This window comes from Sphingobium yanoikuyae, from assembly GCF_013001025.1.
GTDB lineage: Bacteria > Pseudomonadota > Alphaproteobacteria > Sphingomonadales > Sphingomonadaceae > Sphingobium > Sphingobium yanoikuyae_A.
In genome coordinates this window covers 4,707,915-4,725,355 of record NZ_CP053021.1, presented here as the reverse complement: position 1 = coordinate 4,725,355, position 17,441 = coordinate 4,707,915, and the positions used below count along the sequence as shown (strand labels likewise).

At 64.8% G+C, this 17,441-nt stretch carries 13 protein-coding genes, 2 tRNA genes, 1 pseudogene and 1 riboswitch; of the genes and pseudogenes, 6 read left to right on the top strand and 10 right to left on the bottom strand.

Annotated features, from left to right (window positions below):
* Positions 1–127: 127 nt before the first annotated feature.
* Positions 128–321, bottom strand: a riboswitch (cobalamin riboswitch).
* A 66-nt stretch (positions 322–387) separates the two neighbouring features.
* Positions 388–1,248: an ABC transporter substrate-binding protein gene (locus HH800_RS22735; protein WP_169862575.1), complete on the top strand. Its 861-nt coding sequence runs from the start codon at positions 388–390 to the stop codon at positions 1,246–1,248.
* Between the two features lie 12 nt (positions 1,249–1,260).
* On the opposite strand, the gene HH800_RS22730 is transcribed toward HH800_RS22735, so the two are convergent.
* Entirely contained in the window at positions 1,261–1,659 is a 399-nt protein-coding gene (locus HH800_RS22730) for an acyl-CoA thioesterase (RefSeq protein WP_004209723.1), read from the bottom strand.
* Positions 1,659–3,731, bottom strand: coding sequence for a S9 family peptidase (locus tag HH800_RS22725; protein ID WP_169862573.1), 2,073 nt, complete (start codon positions 3,729–3,731; stop codon positions 1,659–1,661). Before HH800_RS22725 ends, HH800_RS22730 begins: the two co-directional genes overlap by 1 nt.
* 110 nt (positions 3,732–3,841) lie before the next feature.
* On the opposite strand from HH800_RS22725, the gene HH800_RS22720 reads away from it, so the two are divergent.
* Positions 3,842–5,623: an aminopeptidase P family protein gene (locus HH800_RS22720; protein ID WP_169862571.1), complete on the top strand. Its 1,782-nt coding sequence runs from the start codon at positions 3,842–3,844 to the stop codon at positions 5,621–5,623.
* Between the two features lie 6 nt (positions 5,624–5,629).
* Here HH800_RS22720 and HH800_RS22715 read toward each other — a convergent pair whose 3' ends face one another.
* Positions 5,630–5,770: a hypothetical protein gene (locus tag HH800_RS22715; RefSeq protein ID WP_164522487.1), complete on the bottom strand. Its 141-nt coding sequence runs from the start codon at positions 5,768–5,770 to the stop codon at positions 5,630–5,632.
* A gap of 115 nt (positions 5,771–5,885) precedes the next feature.
* Here HH800_RS22715 and HH800_RS22710 point away from each other — a divergent pair.
* Positions 5,886–5,960, top strand: a tRNA-Thr gene (locus HH800_RS22710).
* 24 nt (positions 5,961–5,984) lie between these two features.
* Here the strand turns inward: HH800_RS22710 and HH800_RS22705 are convergent.
* Positions 5,985–6,209, bottom strand: coding sequence for a DUF1294 domain-containing protein (locus HH800_RS22705; protein ID WP_169862570.1), 225 nt, complete (start codon positions 6,207–6,209; stop codon positions 5,985–5,987).
* Positions 6,210–6,264: 55 nt separating this feature from the next.
* Positions 6,265–8,295, bottom strand: a complete 2,031-nt coding sequence (locus HH800_RS22700; RefSeq protein ID WP_169862568.1) for a TonB-dependent receptor plug domain-containing protein — start codon at positions 8,293–8,295, stop codon at positions 6,265–6,267.
* 350 nt (positions 8,296–8,645) lie between these two features.
* On the opposite strand from HH800_RS22700, the gene HH800_RS22695 reads away from it, so the two are divergent.
* A tRNA-Gly gene (locus HH800_RS22695) sits at positions 8,646–8,720 on the top strand.
* A gap of 279 nt (positions 8,721–8,999) precedes the next feature.
* A pseudogene (locus HH800_RS22690) lies at positions 9,000–10,247 on the top strand (MFS transporter); the annotation flags it as partial.
* Positions 10,248–10,315: 68 nt separating this feature from the next.
* Here the strand turns inward: HH800_RS22690 and HH800_RS29515 are convergent.
* The 3 genes from HH800_RS29515 to HH800_RS22680 are packed head-to-tail and all read right to left on the bottom strand — an operon-like array spanning position 10,316 to position 14,990.
* On the bottom strand, positions 10,316–11,308 hold the full coding sequence (locus HH800_RS29515) for a nuclease (RefSeq protein ID WP_328805819.1): 993 nt from the start codon (positions 11,306–11,308) through the stop codon (positions 10,316–10,318).
* 8 nt (positions 11,309–11,316) lie between these two features.
* A complete protein-coding gene (locus tag HH800_RS22685; RefSeq protein WP_169862566.1) occupies positions 11,317–12,495 on the bottom strand; it encodes a YdcF family protein in 1,179 nt (392 codons plus the stop codon).
* Positions 12,495–14,990, bottom strand: a complete 2,496-nt coding sequence (locus HH800_RS22680; RefSeq protein ID WP_169862565.1) for a TonB-dependent receptor — start codon at positions 14,988–14,990, stop codon at positions 12,495–12,497. Before HH800_RS22680 ends, HH800_RS22685 begins: the two co-directional genes overlap by 1 nt.
* Before the next feature lie 125 nt (positions 14,991–15,115).
* Here HH800_RS22680 and HH800_RS22675 point away from each other — a divergent pair, with 125 nt between their 5' ends.
* Positions 15,116–16,228 carry an ROK family transcriptional regulator gene (locus HH800_RS22675; RefSeq protein WP_169862563.1) on the top strand — a complete coding sequence of 371 codons (1,113 nt, stop codon included), beginning with the start codon at positions 15,116–15,118 and terminating at the stop codon, positions 16,226–16,228.
* A 100-nt stretch (positions 16,229–16,328) separates the two neighbouring features.
* Here the strand turns inward: HH800_RS22675 and HH800_RS22670 are convergent, their stop codons facing one another.
* Together HH800_RS22670 and HH800_RS22665 are read right to left on the bottom strand one after the other, a co-directional pair.
* Positions 16,329–16,901, bottom strand: coding sequence for a DUF1993 domain-containing protein (locus HH800_RS22670; RefSeq protein WP_169862561.1), 573 nt, complete (start codon positions 16,899–16,901; stop codon positions 16,329–16,331).
* A gap of 65 nt (positions 16,902–16,966) precedes the next feature.
* Positions 16,967–17,389 (bottom strand): Dabb family protein, encoded by a 423-nt coding sequence (locus HH800_RS22665; protein WP_235681946.1) that lies wholly within the window; start codon positions 17,387–17,389, stop codon positions 16,967–16,969.
* Positions 17,390–17,441 lie beyond the last annotated feature (52 nt).

Sequence of the window (17,441 nt, the reverse complement as noted above, 5' to 3'; positions counted from 1 at the left end):
CCGGACGAGGGACCGCATCCCAGGGACGATATCGGTGCCCGGCCGGGCGCGACATGGTCCCCGCAATTTGCGGTCCACCTGTCGCCACGCGGGTTCACCCCCGTCCGCTCGGCACACCCTGTCCGCGCGAAGGACGACCGCGACCGGCAGGTCTCCTGGCTCGCGGGTCATCGCTGATTCATGCCGCCTTCTCAGAACCTTGTGGTCCCAATGGCATGTGGCACAAAGGCTCGCCGCTCACAGTTGCAGGGGCAGCCGGGGTCTTGAACCCCATTCCCTTTTCATCCCCGTTGCCGGGGAACCTGTCGCAGTCCGGGCGATAGGCGAGCCCGACTGGAGCGTCAATCTTCCTTGCCTGGCGGAGCGCGCCGGCTAAGGGAGGTGGCCATGCGGATATTTGCCCCCATCGGCCCCGGCAAGGGGATGATCGCCCTGGTGATCGCCCTGGTCGGCGGTGCCACATTATGGGCGGCCACCGCGCGCCAGCCTGCCAGTGCAGGCAAGCGTCCGCAACGGATCGTGTCGCTCAACCTGTGCGCCGACCAGTTGCTGGTCGCGCTGGCCGATCGCGACCAGATTGCCGGCCTGACCCATAATGCCGCCGATCGGCAGATGTCGGCGGTGGCGGCCGTAACGAAGGGCCTGCCCATCCTCGACGGATCGGCCGAACAGATTTTGGCGACCAATCCCGATCTGGTGATCGGCATGCCGGCGCGGCGCAATCCGGCGATCGCGATCCTCAAGGCCCAGCATTATCCCGCCGTCGATCTGAAAAGCGCGGACAGCTATGCCGATATCGTCGCGTCGATCCGCACCGTGGCGCAGGCGATCGGCCATGCCGACCGCGGCGAAGCGATGATCGCGCGGATGGACCGGGAACTCGCCGCCCTGCCCCGCGCGCCGAAGCCCAAAGTCGCGGCCTATTATCAGCGGCGCGGCTACATGACCGACACCGGCACGCTGGTCGACGACCTGATGACGCGGGCCGGCCTGCGCAACCTGGCCGCCGACCTTGGCAAGCCGGCGATCGCGCAGGTCAGCTTGGAGGAGATGGTCGCCGCCCGGCCCGACTATCTGATCGTCGAGAGCGCCACCGACCGCATCACCGACCAGGGCACCGAAATGCTGCATCATCCGGTGCTGCGCGACATAGCGCGCATCAGCCTGCCCCAGGCCTGGACCGTGTGCGGCGGACCGGCCTATGTGCAGGCGGCACGCGCCCTCTCCCAGGCCGTCAGCGCCCGCTGAAGCTGGGCCGGCTCAGCCCTCGATGAAGTTGGCGGCGACTTCGGCCGGCACCCGCATCAATCGGCCGCTTTCCTTGTCGATCATCGCCCAGGTGGATTTGGCCGACACCTTCACCTTGCCGTCCGGCCCGGTGAACTCGATCAGCCGGTCGAACCGCGCGCCGCGCGGTCCTTCCGGAATCCAGGTGCGGCCCGACACGACATCGCCCTCGGTCACGTTACCGCGATAATCGACCTCATGCCGGGTCACGACCCAGATATAGGCGTCGACATGGGCCGGATCGGCATCGGTCATCCAATGTTCGACCGACAATTGCTCCATCCACTGCACCCACACCGCGTTGTTCACATGGCCCAGCACATCGATATGCTCGGGCCGTGCGGTGAACTGCTTGGTGAAGCTCGACGCCATCAGCCTTCCACTCCCAGCTGCCATAGGATGAACGCAAATTCCTCGGCGGTCTCGTGCAGGCTCTCGAACCGGCCCGACTTGCCGCCATGGCCTGCGCCCATATTGGTCTTGAGCAGCAGGATATTCTTGTCGGTCTTGGTGGCGCGCAGCTTCGCCACCCACTTCGCCGGCTCCCAATAGGTGACGCGCGGATCGTTGAGCCCGGCGGTCACCATCAGCGGCGGATAATCCTGCGCGGTGACATGGGTGTAAGGGTCATAGGACTGGATGGTGCGGAATGCGGCCTCATCCTCGATCGGATTGCCCCATTCGGGCCATTCGCCCGGCGTCAGTGGCAGCGTTTCGTCCAGCATGGTGTTGAGCACGTCGACGAACGGCACATGTGCCACCACCGCGCCCCACAGGTCGGGATCGCTGTTGATGACCGCGCCCATCAGTTCGCCGCCGGCCGATCCGCCCGAAATGCTGATCCTGCCCTTGGCCGAATAGCCAAGATCGATCAGCCCCTTCGCGACATCGACGAAATCGGTGAAGGTGTTGGTGCGCTTGTCGAGCTTGCCATCCAGATACCATTGCTGGCCCATATCGTCGCCGCCGCGAATATGGGCGATGGCAAAGGCAAAGCCGCGATCGAGCAGCGACAGGCGGCTGGTCGAGAAACCCGGCTCCATCGCCAGACCATAGGCGCCATAGCCATAAAGGTGCAGCGGCGCGCTGCCGTCACGGGGGAAGTCGGCGGGATAGACGATCGACACCGGAATCTGCGTGCCGTCGCGCGCCGGGATCATCAGCCGCTCGGTGGCATAGCGGCTGGCGTCATAGCCCGAGGGAATTTCCTGGACCTTGAGTATCTCCAGCTCACCCGTTGCCAGATGATAATCATAGATGGTGTCGGGCGTGACCATCGATTCATAGCCGATGCGCAGCTTCGTCACCTCATATTCGGGATTGTCGTCGAGACTCGCCGAATAGCTGGCTTCCGGGAACGGAATGCGCTTTGCCGCATGGGTCGCATAATCGCGCAGTTCGATCTGGTCGAGCCCGTCCTGCCGCCCTTCGGTGACGTAGAAGGTCTTGAACAGGGTGAAATCGGTCAGGTAGAAATGGGCGTCGGCGCCGATCACTTCATCCCACTGGTCGGGCGCGTCGAGCGATGCCTTCACCAGCCGGAAATTGGGATGGGTGTCGTTGGTCTTGATGTAGAGCGTGCCCTCATGCTCATCGACATCATATTCGCGGCCGGCCTTGCGCGCGGAAACAAGCAGCGGCGTCGCGGTCGGATTGTCGGCCGGGATCAGCCAGGCTTCGCTGGTGACATGGTCGCCGGTCGCGATGACGATCCATTTTTCCGATGAGGTGAGGCCGATCGAGACGCGGAAGCCCTCATCATCCTCATGGAACAGCTCGACATCGCTCTCGACGCTCTGGCCCAGCCAGTGCAGCCGCGCATTGTCGGTCCGCCAATTCTCGTTGGCGAGGCCATAGAGCAGCCCCTTTGAATCGCTGGTCCACACCAGCGACGACAATGTGTCGGGAATGACTTCGGGCAATATCTCGCCAGAAAAGAGATCCTTGATCCGCGCCTCGAACCGTTCGGAGCCATTGGTGTCGATGGCGTAGGCCAGATAGCGGCCGTCCGGGCTGACCGACATGGCACCCAACCGGAAATAGTCATGGCCCTGTGCCAGTGCCGGTTCGTCCAGGATCAGCTGGTCGTCACCGCCTGCTGCGGGCTTGCGATACCATTTGCGATATTGCGCCCCGGTCTCGAACGCGCGCCAGTAGATATAGTCGCCATCCTTCTGCGGAACCGACTGGTCATCTTCCTTGATGCGCCCCTTCATCTCGTGGAACAGCGTGTCGAGCAGCGGCTTGTGCGGCGCCATCGCACCCTCGAACCAGGCGTTCTCGGCCTCCAGATAGGCCAGCACATCCTTGTCCTTCACGTCGGGATAGCCGGGGTCGCGCAGCCATGCGTAAGGATCGTCCACCGTGATGCCATGATGCGCGAAACTGTGCGGGCGACGTTCGGCGATCGGCGGGGACAGGGGCGGCTGCATTTGATCGGTCATTAACTATCCATGGTCCAGACGGGGGCTGCGCTGGAATAAGCGCGCCGGCCCCTCTATGTTGTCGGCATTATGGCCAACGCAAGAGGCCGGAATGATCCAAGGGAAGTTCGATGTCCAGTTATGAAGATCGCCTGAAGGCCCTGCGCGCCCAGCTGGTACGCCAGAAGCTCGATGGTTTCGTGGTCCCCCTGACCGACGAGCATATGAGCGAATATGTCGGCGCCTATGCTCAGCGGCTCGCCTGGCTGACCGGTTTCCAGGGTTCGGCCGGCAGCGCCGTGGTCCTGCCGGAGGAGGCCGCGATCTTCGTCGACGGTCGCTACACGCTGCAGGTGCGCGAGCAGGTGGATGGCGCCCATTGGCAATATGAAAGCGTACCGCAGACTTCGATTGCCGCCTGGTTGAAGGACCACGCGATCGAAGGCGCGCGCATCGGCTATGATTCCTGGCTGCACACCCGCGCCTGGGTGAAGCAGGCCACCGAAGCGCTGGCCCAGAAGGGCGCGGAGCTGGTGGCGGTCGACACCAATCCGGTCGATGCCGTCTGGCCCGATCGCCCGGCGCCCAGCGACGCCAAGCTGGTGGTCCATGAGGATCGCTATGCCGGCAAGAATGCGGCCGAGAAACGCGCCGACATCGCCGACTGGCTGGTGTCGAAGAAGGCGGATGCCGCCGTTCTCTCCGCGCTCGATTCGATCGCCTGGGCCTTCAACATCCGCGGCAAGGATGTCGAGCGCACCCCGGTCGCGCTGGCCTATGCCATCGTCCATGCCGATGCGACCGCCGACCTCTATGTTGCGCCGGAGAAGATGGACGAGGCGGTTGCCAAGCATCTGGGCAATGCGGTGCGCATCCATGACCGCGCCGCCTTTGCCGATGCGCTCGCCGACCTCAAGGGCAAGACCGTCGTCGCCGACCCCGAGCGGGCCGTTGCCGCCATCTTCGAGGCGCTCGACGCCGGCGGCGCCCAGATACTCAGCCTGCGCGACCCCGCCGTGCTGCCCAAGGCGATCAAGAACGACACCGAGATTGCCGGCCACAAGGCGGCGCAGGCGCGCGATGGCGCAGCCCTGAGCCGCTTCCTCCACTGGATCGCGGTGGAAGCGCCCAAGGGCGGCCTGACCGAACTCTCCGCCTCGGACCGGCTGGAGGCGTTCCGCAAGGATACCGGCCTGCTGGAGGATCTGTCCTTCGACACGATCAGCGGCGCCGGTCCCAATGGCGCGGTCGTCCATTATCGCGTCGAGGAAAAGACCAACCGGCCGATCGAAACCGGCAGCTTCTATCTGGTCGATTCGGGCGGCCAGTATCGCGACGGCACCACCGACGTCACCCGCACCATCGCCATCGGCAGCCCTAGCGAAGAGATGAAGCAGCGCTTCACCCTGGTGCTGAAGGGTCATATCGCGCTGGCCCGCGCGGTCTTCCCGGTCGGCACGCGCGGCGGCCAGCTCGACGTGCTGGCGCGCCAATATCTCTGGGCGCAAGGGCTGGATTATGCCCATGGCACCGGCCATGGCGTCGGCAGCTTCCTGTCGGTGCATGAAGGGCCGCAGCGGATCGCGACCTTCGGCGGCGGCGACGAGCCGCTGGTGGCGGGCATGATCCTCTCGAACGAGCCGGGCTATTACAAGACCGGCGAATATGGGATCCGCATCGAGAATCTGGTGCTGGTCGAGGAACGGGCGATCGCCGGCGGCGAAAAGCCGATGCTGGGTTTCGAGACACTGACCTTCGCGCCGATCGACCGCAACGCCATCGCCACCGACCTGCTGGATGCCGGTGAGCGCGCGTGGGTCGACGCCTATCATGCGCAGGTGCTGGCCGTGGTCGGCCCGCAGCTCGAAGGCGAGGCGCTGGCCTGGCTCCAGACGGCCTGCGCGCCGCTCTGACCCGAATCAGTCCTTGGACGATTCCGGCGCGGGGGTGGGCTCAGCCCCTTCCCGCGCCACATCGCGGCTCTGGGCCTTGCGCCGCCGCAAATTGTCGCGCAGCGCCTGCGCCAGCCTGGCTTTCTTTTCGTCCTGGGTCTCGCTCATGACGAAGCGCATAAGCAAAATGCATTATCTGCTGCAACCCGCCTTGACAGGACGCGCAGGGGCGGCCATAGGCGCGACCTCCGAAGCGCACGGCGCGACGGAGACGAAATAGAGTGCTGCCGTAGCTCAGTGGTAGAGCGCATCCTTGGTAAGGCTGAGGTCGCGAGTTCAATCCTCGCCGGCAGCACCATTTCTTCCCCCGACAGATGAAAAATCAGATCATCGCCCATCCGGCGAGAACCAGCCCCTGCGCCGCGGCGATCAGCCATAGCCACCGGGTGAAAGGCTGTTTACGCGTCTTGTGACGAAAAAGGTGGCGGGCGGCAAATGCACCCGGCGTCCCGCCTGCAAGCGCCCAGAGCAGCAAGGTCCGCTCGCGGATTCGCGCCATCCCCCGCACGGCCCGGCGCTTGTCGAACCCGAACAGCATGAAGGCCATCAGGTTCGCCAGCAGCAGCCAGGCGAGGGCAAGAAACTGCGCGACGGGAATCGGCTCAACCGCGCACGGTGACGCCGATCCAGAGCGTCCTGGGCGTGCCCAGATCGATCGATCCACCGGCATTGCGGGTGACGATATCCTCGTCGAACAGATTTTCTCCGCGCGCGACCAGGCTGATGCCATGGCCGATCGGCAGCCGAGCGAGGGCGTCCAAGGTCAGCGCATCGGGCAGCACATCGCTCTGCAGATCATCCTCATATTGCTTGGCCGTGTAGCGCAGCGTCGCCGACAGTTCCGGTCCGGCCTTGGGCGCCCAGGCCAGCGTCGCGCTGGCCGAGTGGCGCGGCACCTGCGCCGGCGCGAAGCCATCGAACGCCATGCCCGGCGCATCGACCTTGCTGTGACTATAGGCATAGGAAGCGAGCAGCGAGAAATTGGCCGGCAGTTGCGCGCTGGCGGTCAGTTCCACGCCCTTGGCCACGATCGCGTTCACATTCTGGCGCTTGCGGGTGACACTATCGATGGTGACGTTCGCGATCGCATCGTCGAGCCGGTTGTAGAAGAGGGTGGCGGACAGCTGCACGCCCGATGCTGGGTTGAGGTCGATGCCCCCTTCCACGCCCTTGAGCTTCTCGGGCTTCAAGGCCGCATTGGCCTGGGTGGTGATCGGGAAGACGACGAAGGGGCGATACAGCTCATTGAGCGTGGGCAGGCGGAAGCCGCTATAGGCCGCCCCGCGCAGCGCCACCGCATCGCTGAGATGGTAGAGCGCGCCGGCCCGGCCGGAAAATTCCCAGTCGGAGCGATTGGCATAGCTACTGTCCTGCGTCACCAGGCCGGCCGCACTGACCGCCCTGTAGAAGCCGTTGCGGATCGACCAGCGATCGGCGCGCACGCCCCCGGTCAGGACAAGCTTGCCGCCAAAGACATCGGGGCTCCAGTCATCCTCGGCAAAGATGCCGCTGGTGATCTGGTCGCCACCGGCATGGCGGCGCGCTGTCAGCGGGTTGGTGGCGAGGCCCGCATTATAGGCGTCCTCATACATGTCGCCGGTGGCAAAGCGGGTGTCCATACCGATGCGCAGCACATGATCCTCGCCGACCGGCGGGCGCAGCTCGATCTTGCCGCCGATCCCGGTCGAGGGGGTGTTGCGCTGGTCGAGCGACTTGCGGAAGCTGGTGGAAGAGATGACGATGTTCGAGAAATTGCGCGCCTGGAGATAGGCGAGCGCATCGACCTGCCAGCGGCCGCGGCTGATATAGCGGATGCTGGCATCCTGGCCCTGGCTCATGCTGTCGGCGCCGGCAAAGCGCAGCGTGCGATTATCCTGGAACAGGGTGCCACGAAACTGGAGTTCCGATGTCGCGTCGATCGGCGCTACCGCGCGCAAATTGGTCGACCAGCTGTCATAGGCGGCTGGCACGGTGGCGGCGACGCGCTGGTCACGGGGCGTGGTCTGGAAGCCGTCACCCCGGTCCCAGCGGCCCGAGAGCGAGACATAGCCGCTGCCCATGTCGGGCGCGATGCTGGCGGACAGCTCGGTCGCGTCCCTGCTGCCATAGAAGGCGCTGGCGCCAAACACCGGCATCTGGTCGCGGGTGGCGCTGGCCAGTTCGATCGTGCCGGCGACCGCGCCCGCGCCGAACGCGCCACTGCCCCCGCCGCGCGTCACCCGCACCAGCGCCAGCCGGTCGGGCACCAGTGCGGAGAAGGGAATATAGCCGAAAAAGGGATCGGCCACCGGCACGCCGTCGAGCAGCACCAGCGTCCGGCTCGACGCATTGCCGCCCAGCGCGCGCAGGGTGGCGCCCTGGTTCGAGGGGTTGGAGGCGCGGCTGTCGGAGCGGCGGAACTGCTGGAAGCCCGCGACATCGGCCAGCACGCTCTCGATCCGCCCCGACGCCGCATCCTCAAGCCGATCCCGGTCGATCACCACCGACCCATAGGCCGGCGTCCCCGGCGGCAGGGCGAGGCCCGTGCCCGTCACCACGATCGACGCGGCCTCATCCGCCGTCACATCGGGCGCCTGGGCAGCGGCGACGCCGGGCAACGCGCACAGCATCAACGGCAGCGGCAGTATTTTCATGAAGCGCGTCCCCTTGGTCCGATTTTGCATCGGGGACTAGGAAGTCGCGCCCGCCACTGTCAAGCCGCGACCACCGCCTGCCCTGCCATGACCAATATCACGCAGATACATGCACGCCATGGCCAAAGGCGGCATGATTCGACGATTCGCCATGGGCCGATCCACAGCCGCGTTCGCCCCGGTGCCACCCGCCAATTTAATCGCACTGCCAAAACCCCCGGAAAACGGGGGATTTTTTCCTTTTTCGAAAAGTTTTTCATTTTTCTGCAATTCAGCCCTTGCCGACTTTGGAAACCACTGCTAGTTCGCCGCCACCCGCCGAGAGGGACACACTCTCCCGGCCGCCAAGAGCGGGCGTAGCTCAGGGGTAGAGCACAACCTTGCCAAGGTTGGGGTCGAGGGTTCGAATCCCTTCGCCCGCTCCAGTTTTCCCAGAAATCGATGCGATAATCACCCTTCGGGGGCAGCAAGGCCGCGTTGTCTTATACGCTTCCTTCTGCGGCCACGCGGCCCTGATCTGCCTGTGGCCCGCCCTGTCATGTGGTCAAGGGCTGCCAATGGCGATAAGCCACCAGCCCCATTCCCACCGCCCTTGTCGCACAAATGAAAGAATGCGCTTCTAGGCGCGACGCATTCCGCAATTCCCCGTGCGGTCATGACCATCAGGGGCGATCGAGGTGATCTGGACACGGGACGATAGCCGCATGCTGGCCTATGCCTCCGGCAATTTCGGCAAGGCACTGGTTTTCAGCGGCGCGGATCTGACGATATTGTTCCTGCTGAGCGACGTGCTGAACCTTGGCGCGACGACGGCGGGATGGCTGATGCTCGCCGCGCTGTGCGGCGACCTGATCTTCGATCTGCTGGCGGCGCGGCTGACGATCCGCCTGCGGCATGTCGGCAAGGGCTATCGCTGGATGGTGGCGGTCGCAGCAACGCCCTGCGCGATCGCCTTCGCCCTGCTCTATGCCATGCCGTTGCTTGGCGCCCGACAGCTATGGATGCTGGCCATGGCCTTGCTGATATTCCGGGGCGCCTATGCCATCATCGACGTGCCGCACAATGCGCTGATGGCGCAGGTGACCAGCGACAGCAGCGCGCGCGGCCGTGTTTCGGGCTATCGACTGCTGTTCAGTACGACAAGCGCGCTGATTGTCGCGACCTTGTTGACGCCGCTGGTGCAAGATGCGGGCAATACCCGGTCCTTCGATCGGCTGGCGCTCACCGGCGCGGCGACGGGCGCCGTCTTTGCCCTGACGATGATCCTGTGCGCATGGACCTGCGGCGGCGACGCAAGCGGTGATGCGGCCCGCACCACCCGGCAAAGCGCAAGGCAGGACGGCATCGACATCCCGTTTCGCGACCCGATGGTCGGGGCACTGGCTCTTCTGGCCCTGCTCACCGGATTTGCCGCACCGGCATTCGGACGCTCCCTGCTCTATATTGGCAGCTATGTCGTCCGCCGCCCCGATCTTGTCGCAACCTTGCTGCTGGCCGTGACGATCGGCCAATTCGCCGGCGTGATCCTGTGGACCGCGATGACCAGACGTTTCAGCAAGAGCGCTCTGCTCGCCATGGGTCATGGAGTCAGCATCATCGGGCTGGCGGGTGTTGCCGCCTGCCTGTCCTGGCCACCTGCCCTGGCCATCTGTGCGGCGGTGATCGGCGTCGGCCTCGCCAGCATGTTCATGCTGCCATGGGGGCTGCTGGCCGATGCCGTCGATGTGGTAGAATGGCGCCATGGCAGGCGCTTCGAGACGGGCCTGTTCGCCTTCTATCTCGTCGTGGTCAAGGCAAGCGGTGCCGCCTTCTCAAGTCTGACCGGCTGGACACTTGGCCTACTGGGCTATGTGCCGGGGCAGGCACAGACTGCGGCAGTCCAGGCCGGCATGCTCGGCCTGGGACTGGGCATTCCTGTCCTTGGCAGCCTTTGCGCGATCCTGCTGATGCGGCGATTCGACCTTGGCCATGCCCGCCATGCCCGGCTGCTCGCAGCGCTGGCATGGCGGGAGGAACGCGATCAGTCGGGCGCCGATCCGGTTTCCGGGTTGAAGCGCGGATTGGAGAAATCGAGCGGCGCGGGCACGACCCTGACCGGCGGGCTGGCGCTTTCCGCCCAGGCGCGGCAGAGCATGTCGCGCAGCATGGCAGCGCCGGCAGCGGTCCGTTCATAGACGAGGGCGCGCACATCCTTGTCGGTGAAATCGGCAAAGCCGTCCCGCTTTTCCAGCTGATAGACATATTCCATCCGATCGCCGGCCTGATCCAGGAAGGCGAGGATCGCGTCGAACATGTCGCCGTCGCGATGGCCGGGCGCGCCGATGCGCGGCGCGATGTCGGCCACGGTCAGCTTCATGCCATCGACGAACTGGCTTTCGAAGCGGCCGTGGATGCTGCGATCGCGGGTGTAGCCGCTGGGATTGTCGCCGCGCCAGCCATCCGAATTGACCGAGTCATGCAGGGGCTGGGCGCCGTCGCCGATATAATGGCCAAGGCGGATCGTCTGGAAGGCGCAATGCTGGGCCGGGACGGATATGTCGCCCCCTTCGGCCTGCGCCTTGCGGACATGGCGCATGCAGACGACGAGCCGGTCATAGGCCTCAATCGCGGCATAGGGCAAAGTGCCGGTCCAGCGGACATTGGTGCGCGCGGCGGTCGCCGGATCGCTGTCCTTGATCGTCTCATAGCGTTTGTAGAGCGCCAGGATGAATTCGTAGCGCGAGCGCGGGATCGGCTTCACGAAGCGGAACTGCTCGCGGAACCAGCCATGATTGGGGTCTTCCTCCATCTTGGAGAAATTCTCCGAATCCCCGCGCCAGCTGTCGGGCAGCGAGGCGGAGGCGGCGATATAGTCGGTATAGGCCTTGAGGAAGACGGGACCGTCCTGCGGGATGGCATCGAGCGCGGCGCGATCGATCACTTCATGGGCGGTGCCGCCCCAGGCCATGGCGGCGCCGGGGCTGAACGCCAGCGCACCGAGCGCCAGGGCCAAGGTCAGTTTACGTGTCATCATGCCTCCCTTCAGGGGTCGAGCGGATCGCGCGGATCGACCCGCGCGGACAGCCGCGACGGGCGAAACAGCAATTCGGTGGGAGTCAGGCGCGCGCCGATGGCACCGGGCTGATAGCCCAGTTCCTTGTCGTTGCGCTGCACGAACAGCGGATTTTCGATCATCGCGCTCTGCCCCGGATTGCAGACGATGAGCGTATCCTTGTCCAGCGGCGCCGCCATCGCCATCAGCAGGCGGGTGGCGTTGCGCAAATTGGTGGTGGTGTGCCGGGCATAGGGCTCGATGATGATGGCATCGGCGGGCACGCCATAGCGCTCGATCAGCGCCTGGCGCATCTCCTGCGCCTCGGCAAAGCGGGTCGCGCGCGGATGGGCGCGGCTGCCGGTCAGAATGAGGAAGGGCGCGTCGCCATCGGCAAAGCGGTTGGCGGCAAGACGCAGATGATATTTGCCGAATGGGCTCAGCGCCATGCCGTCGACTTCCGGGCCGACGCCGGTGACGATCAGCGCGCTGTAGCGATAGCGTTTCCAGTCGATATTTTTGGCCCGCGCCATGGCGGGGGCGTTGAGGCCGCCGGTCAGCGGTTCGAAGCCGATCGCGTCGGTGCGGTCGCTGACGTCGAGCAGCGCAAGGGCATAGTCGATGCTGGAATCCAGCGCCTGGGCCGATCCCTTGCGCGGCGTCTGCGCGATCCAGGCGGCGGCGCGCAGCCGGGCCTGGCGCTCGCGCGGGTCGATCGTACCGGCGCCGTCAATATCGGGATAGGCGGGCATCTGCCCCAGCGCATAGCTGCGCAGGATGGCGTTGATCCCCTCCACCTCGCGGCGGATCTGCGCACCGGCACCATCGTCCGCGACTGGCACATCACGCAGCGATAGCGCAGCCTGCACCATCAGGGCGATTTCGGTCGGGGTCCAGATATGGGCCTGTGCCACGCAATCGACATCGCCTGCACATGCCGTGCGGCGATCGTTGCGGGCATGGAGCAGCGCATCCATGTCCGGCCGGGCGCGGAAGGCGGCAAGGGCGGCCGGATCGTGTCCAAGGGCGTCCAGCACGGGAAAGAGGCGCCGGGACAGCGCCTCCGTCACGGCGTCGCGCGCCGCCCCGGCCAGAGCCGGGACGGGCGTGATCGCCACCACCGCCATCGTCATCAACGACGCCGCAACGCGGCCGAGGCGGCGGGCCATCACCAGGACTTGCTGATGACGAGGCGGAAGTTGCGGCCGAAGATCGGGCGACCATAGATCGCCTCGGCACTGCCCTGACCGCTCAGCGAGTCGGTGCGGGTATTGCCTTCGGTCAGGCCATGGGCGTTGAACAGATTGTCGCCCACAATCTGTGCCTGCCAGCTGCCATGGCGCGCCGTGATGCCGGCGCCGATCGTGCCATAGGCCGGCAGCGCGGTGTTGTTGTAGAGGTCGACATAGCGCTTGCCCATATAGGTGTAGCGCCCATAGACCGACACGTCGGTGTCGCCCGTCTGGAAGTCGAAGCTGGGACGGATATTGCCGTAGACCTTGGGCTGGCGGACGATCTGGTTGCCTTCGGCCTGTTCCGGATCGGCGCCGGTCGAGCTTTCGAAATTCTTGTATTTGGGATCGCTGATGGTGAGCGCGCCGTTGAGCGAGAACCAGTTGGTCAGCGCCAGCTTGCCGTCGAATTCGACGCCCTTCACCTGCGCCTCGCCGATGAAGGGCACGTTGACATCGTTGCGGCCCGTGGTCGGATCATAGGCCAGGAAGCTGGCGTTCAAGGGATCGAAATTGGTGTAGAAACCGGTGACGTAGAGATAGGAGCGGCCGAAGGCGAGCTTCAGCCCGGCCTCGAACTGATCGGCCTTGGTGGTGATGATGGTCGGGTTGATGCTCATCACCGTCTGGACGTTGGGCGGTGTTTCGAGGTGCGATGCGCGGCCATAGATGCCGACATGGCTGGAGAAGTCGTAATTGGCGCCGACTGTCCAGTTGGTGACGTTGGGCTTGAGTTTCTGGTTCAGGATCACGCCGGTGAAGGCGCGGGTGCTGTCGTCCGCCAGGGTGCTGGAGTCGCCCAGATTGGCCGCCTCGGTCAGCGCGGCCCAGCCCTTGTAGCTGTAGCGTTCGTGACGGATGCCGGCGTCGATGCGCAGGCCCGGCACGATTTCCCAGGTGTCGTTGGCGAAGACGGCGAACATCTTGGCGTCGCTATCGCCCTGATTGAGGGTGGCGGCATAGTTGAGCACGCCATTGTCGGTGACACGGCCGATTTCCGCGCCGGCGGCATTATAGGCGACTAGGTCCAGCGTGCGCGGCTTGCCCGCCACTTCGATCAGGTAATTCTGATAGAGGGTGCGGCTGTCCTCGCCATAGAAGCTGCCATAGAGGCCGAGCTTGAGGTCATGGGTGCCAAAGCCGGTCTCGAACTTCTTGGCGACCGACAGATTGGCCTGGGCCGAATAGAATTTCGAATGGATGTCGCGATACTGGCCCTGCATCACCAGGCCCGACGCCGCATAGGGATCATAGACGGTGTTGGTGCCGGCCAGCGTATAGCCGAAATGGTCGACTGCGCCGAAAGCGGTCGTGGCGCGGGCGAGATAGCCGGCGGCAAAGGCGTTGCCATCGGCCGGGTTGGTGGTCGAGTAGAAGGCGCTGAAATCGAGCTTGCCCTGGGTATAGCCGGCCTTGGCCGAGACCAGCCAGCCGTCGAAATCGCCATCATATTGCGCGCCGAAATTGACCATCTGCATATGGCGGCCATCCGACAGGTCGCCGGTGCGGCTCTGGATCTGGCCGGTGCCGTCGCGATATTTGAGGTTCACGTGGCGCAGCGCCGGCGAATTCATCGTGCCGTCGAAATAGTCGATATATTTGTCGAGCGAGACGCTGGGATCGCGCGGGTCGGAGATCGGGATCGGCAGATAGAAGACGTTGTGGTCGTTCACATAGTTGAGGTTCAGCTTGATCGAGCCATTGTCGAAATCATGCTTGATATTGGCGCGCAGCTGGCCGCCCTTGTCATTGGCGAAGCCATTGTCGCGATAGCCGTCATGATAGCGGATGAAGCCGCCGATCGCATAATAGGTGTCGTTGCCGAGCGGCCCGGCCTGATAGGCGTCGAGGCGATAGAGGCCGGTGTCGCCGAGCGTAACCTGTGCCTTGCCGCGCGCTTCGTCGCTGCCGGTGACGGTGATCGCGTTGATGATCGCGCCGGAATAGCTGGCATAGACCGGGGCCGGGCCGCCGCGCACGACCTCCACATGGTCGGTCATCAGATCCTGTTTAAGGATCGCATCGCCGCGGAAGAAGACGCCGTCATTCTCATGGAACAGCGGCAGGCCGTCCTGCTGGAAGCTGACGAAGCCGCCGTCGTTGGGCAGGCCGCGGATGCGGTAGATATTCTGCACTTCGCCGCCGGTGATTTCGGTCTGGAAACCGGGCAGCTGGCCGATCAGGTCGGCGAAATTGACAGGCGCGATCTTCTCCACATCCTCGGCCGAGATGGTGTTGATCGCATAGGATACGTCGAAGCGGCGCTGGGCGCGGGTGGAGCCGGTGACGATGATGTCGTTGGGGCCGTTGCCGGCGTCGGCGGCCGCTTCGGCGGCAGGCGCGGCGTCGGTGGCGGCCTGCGCCAGGGCGGGCGTGGTGATGGTGCAAAGCGCGGCAAGCGCCGTGCCGGAGGCAAGGAAAGTCTTGAGCATGATGCGTCCCCTCTGAATTGGTCGGGGCGCCTCTGGCCGTGCGATATGACATTTTTAATTATTGTTGTGAAAATAAATAAATCCCCATAACCGGTCGTCGCTTTTCACCGATAGCGGGATCGATCATGCTATTTCCCACTCTGGACAAGGACCAGCGGCGCATCCTCCAGATGCTGCGCAAGTCAGGGCCACTATCCCGTTCCGCGCTGGCATCCGCACTGGAAATCAGCGGCACCGCCCTCACCCGCCTGTCGCGCGACCTGATCGGGCTCAATCTGGTGGAGGAAGTGCCTGGCGCGGAAGCACAGGGCCGCGGGCGCCCGGCCATTCCCCTGCGGCTGGCCGGCCATGGCGGCTATGCGGTCGGCGCGACGGCGCACAAGGGCTTCATCGACATCGCCCTGGTCGATTTCACCGGCGCCACCATCGCCACCCATCATGAGGCCGTCGCACCGATCGATCCCCAGGGTTTTGCCCGCAAGGTGCGGCGCATGACGCATGAACTGGTGGACCGGCACGGCCTGCTGGGACGCCGCATGCTGGGCCTGGGCGTGGCGGTGCCAGGACCATCCCTGTCGCCGGCTGGCGATCGGTGGAGCGTCGTCGACGTCCTGCCCAACTGGCGGGACGCGCCGCTGCGCGATATATTGTCCGCCGAAATGGGCTGGCCGCAGTGGATCGAGAATGACGCCAATGCCGCAGCGATCGCCGAATATTATCTGGGTGGCCTGCTGCGCGATTTCGGCACGATCGTCGTGCTGCTGCTGGGCTTCGGCATCGGCGCCGGCGTCATTGTCGACGGGCGCCTGATGCGCGGTCAATATGGCGTCGCGGGCGAGATTGGCTGCCTGTTTCCAGGGCATCTGCCGCGTCCCAGCCCGCTGGATCTGCTGGCGATGCTCCGCAGCAATGGTTGCGACCTATCCTCGGTCGCGGACATTGATTTCCATGCTGCCGACCAGGCACCGACGATCGACATCTGGCTGGACCGGGCGGCCGAGCAATTGCAGATGGTCAGCAACACCGCCTTCGCCTGGCTCGATCCAGGGGCGATCGTGCTGGCCGGCACCTTACCATCGACCATCCTGCAGGGGCTGGCCGATCGCCTGCATCAGGCGGACCTCGTCACCACGGCCCATCATCGCCGCCCGCCGGACAGAATATCGAACCTGCATGGATCGCCGATCACCTTCGGCGCGGCCCTGCTGCCGATCCATGCCCTGTCTGCCGAGACATAGGATCGGCGTCGCGCCGGTGATGAACGGCAATGCCGAAAACGGGCCACGACGCGGCTCCATCGCCATGAACCACAGCATGCGCCGCCGCCGCTATGTCACCTCATTGCGCAGGCAGGGTGCCGGGCCGCAAATAGGGGAACATGTGGGCCACATAATCGACCTTGCCCAAGTCCACGCCCTGCGCCCGCAGGATCGCGTAGGCGGTCATGATGTGGAAGTAGAATTGCGGCAACGCCCAGTCGCGGACAAATTGACCGGCGGTGAGGTCGAAGATCATGCCCTGCGGCAGAGCATGGGCGATCGGCGCAGCCGGATCGATGGGCGGCGCATCCGCCGCCAGGCTTTCCACGATCGCAATCGTCTCGGCTATTCTCGCCTGCGCGTCGGCGATCGATCCGGGATGCTCGCCCGCGTTGCGGCCTTCATCGAGCAACTGCCCGACCAGCGGCGGGAAGGCTTCGCCGCGCAACCGGTACATGCCCTCCTGCGCCTGGACGCAGGCGAAGCGGATCTGGGTCGACAGCGGGAACATGTCCGGCGCCAGCCGCGCGCCCGGCAATGTTTGTGCCGTGCCATCCTGTTTCCCGGCCTCGGCCTCGGCCTTGACCAGCCAAGCCGATAGGGCGCCCAGCATCTGGACATAGGTGGGGGCAAGAATATCCGGCAGAATCATGATCTTCTCTTGTTCAGGCTGATGAGCGACCCTAGCGCGGATCGGGCCGTCTTGCGATGCCCGGCTCAGCGATCCGGCACGACCTGCATGTCGTAGACCACGACCTTCGCCCACAGATGCTCGCAGGATTTGACGAAGGCCTGATGAATTTCGTGGTCCTGATAGACTTTCTGGTCGACCGCATTGTCGAAGACCATCAGTTCCGACACGTCGAAGGAGGAATCGACCACATCGCGCTTTTCGGTGCTGGCGGGCACGCCGATCTGCAGGTCGCGGATCACCGGGATAGCGCGCAGCGTGCGCAGGCCGGCGATCAACTGGTCGCGATCGGCTGGGTTGCCCGGCCGCTTCAGCCAGAAGAAGACATGATGGACCAGCTTCGCCTGAACCGGGGTCGCGGCCTGTGCCGAAGCCTGTGTGGAGGACAGGGCCATGCCTGCGCCGCCCAATGCCATCATCGCCGCCAATTCCCTTCTGCTCGTTTCCATGATGCTCTGTCCCCTGTCGCTGAAAGGGCGGCGATCCGCGCCACCCGGTGAA

Coding starts and splice junctions, on each gene's coding strand:
- HH800_RS22735 (WP_169862575.1), top strand. CDS start 388: ATGCGGATATTTGCCCCCATCGGCCCCGGCAAGGGGATGATCGCCCTG.
- HH800_RS22730 (WP_004209723.1), bottom strand. CDS start 1,659: ATGGCGTCGAGCTTCACCAAGCAGTTCACCGCACGGCCCGAGCATATC.
- HH800_RS22725 (WP_169862573.1), bottom strand. CDS start 3,731: ATGACCGATCAAATGCAGCCGCCCCTGTCCCCGCCGATCGCCGAACGT.
- HH800_RS22720 (WP_169862571.1), top strand. CDS start 3,842: ATGTCCAGTTATGAAGATCGCCTGAAGGCCCTGCGCGCCCAGCTGGTA.
- HH800_RS22715 (WP_164522487.1), bottom strand. CDS start 5,770: ATGAGCGAGACCCAGGACGAAAAGAAAGCCAGGCTGGCGCAGGCGCTG.
- HH800_RS22705 (WP_169862570.1), bottom strand. CDS start 6,209: ATGGCCTTCATGCTGTTCGGGTTCGACAAGCGCCGGGCCGTGCGGGGG.
- HH800_RS22700 (WP_169862568.1), bottom strand. CDS start 8,295: ATGAAAATACTGCCGCTGCCGTTGATGCTGTGCGCGTTGCCCGGCGTC.
- HH800_RS29515 (WP_328805819.1), bottom strand. CDS start 11,308: ATGATGACACGTAAACTGACCTTGGCCCTGGCGCTCGGTGCGCTGGCG.
- HH800_RS22685 (WP_169862566.1), bottom strand. CDS start 12,495: ATGGCCCGCCGCCTCGGCCGCGTTGCGGCGTCGTTGATGACGATGGCG.
- HH800_RS22680 (WP_169862565.1), bottom strand. CDS start 14,990: ATGCTCAAGACTTTCCTTGCCTCCGGCACGGCGCTTGCCGCGCTTTGC.
- HH800_RS22675 (WP_169862563.1), top strand. CDS start 15,116: ATGCTATTTCCCACTCTGGACAAGGACCAGCGGCGCATCCTCCAGATG.
- HH800_RS22670 (WP_169862561.1), bottom strand. CDS start 16,901: ATGATTCTGCCGGATATTCTTGCCCCCACCTATGTCCAGATGCTGGGC.
- HH800_RS22665 (WP_235681946.1), bottom strand. CDS start 17,389: ATGGAAACGAGCAGAAGGGAATTGGCGGCGATGATGGCATTGGGCGGC.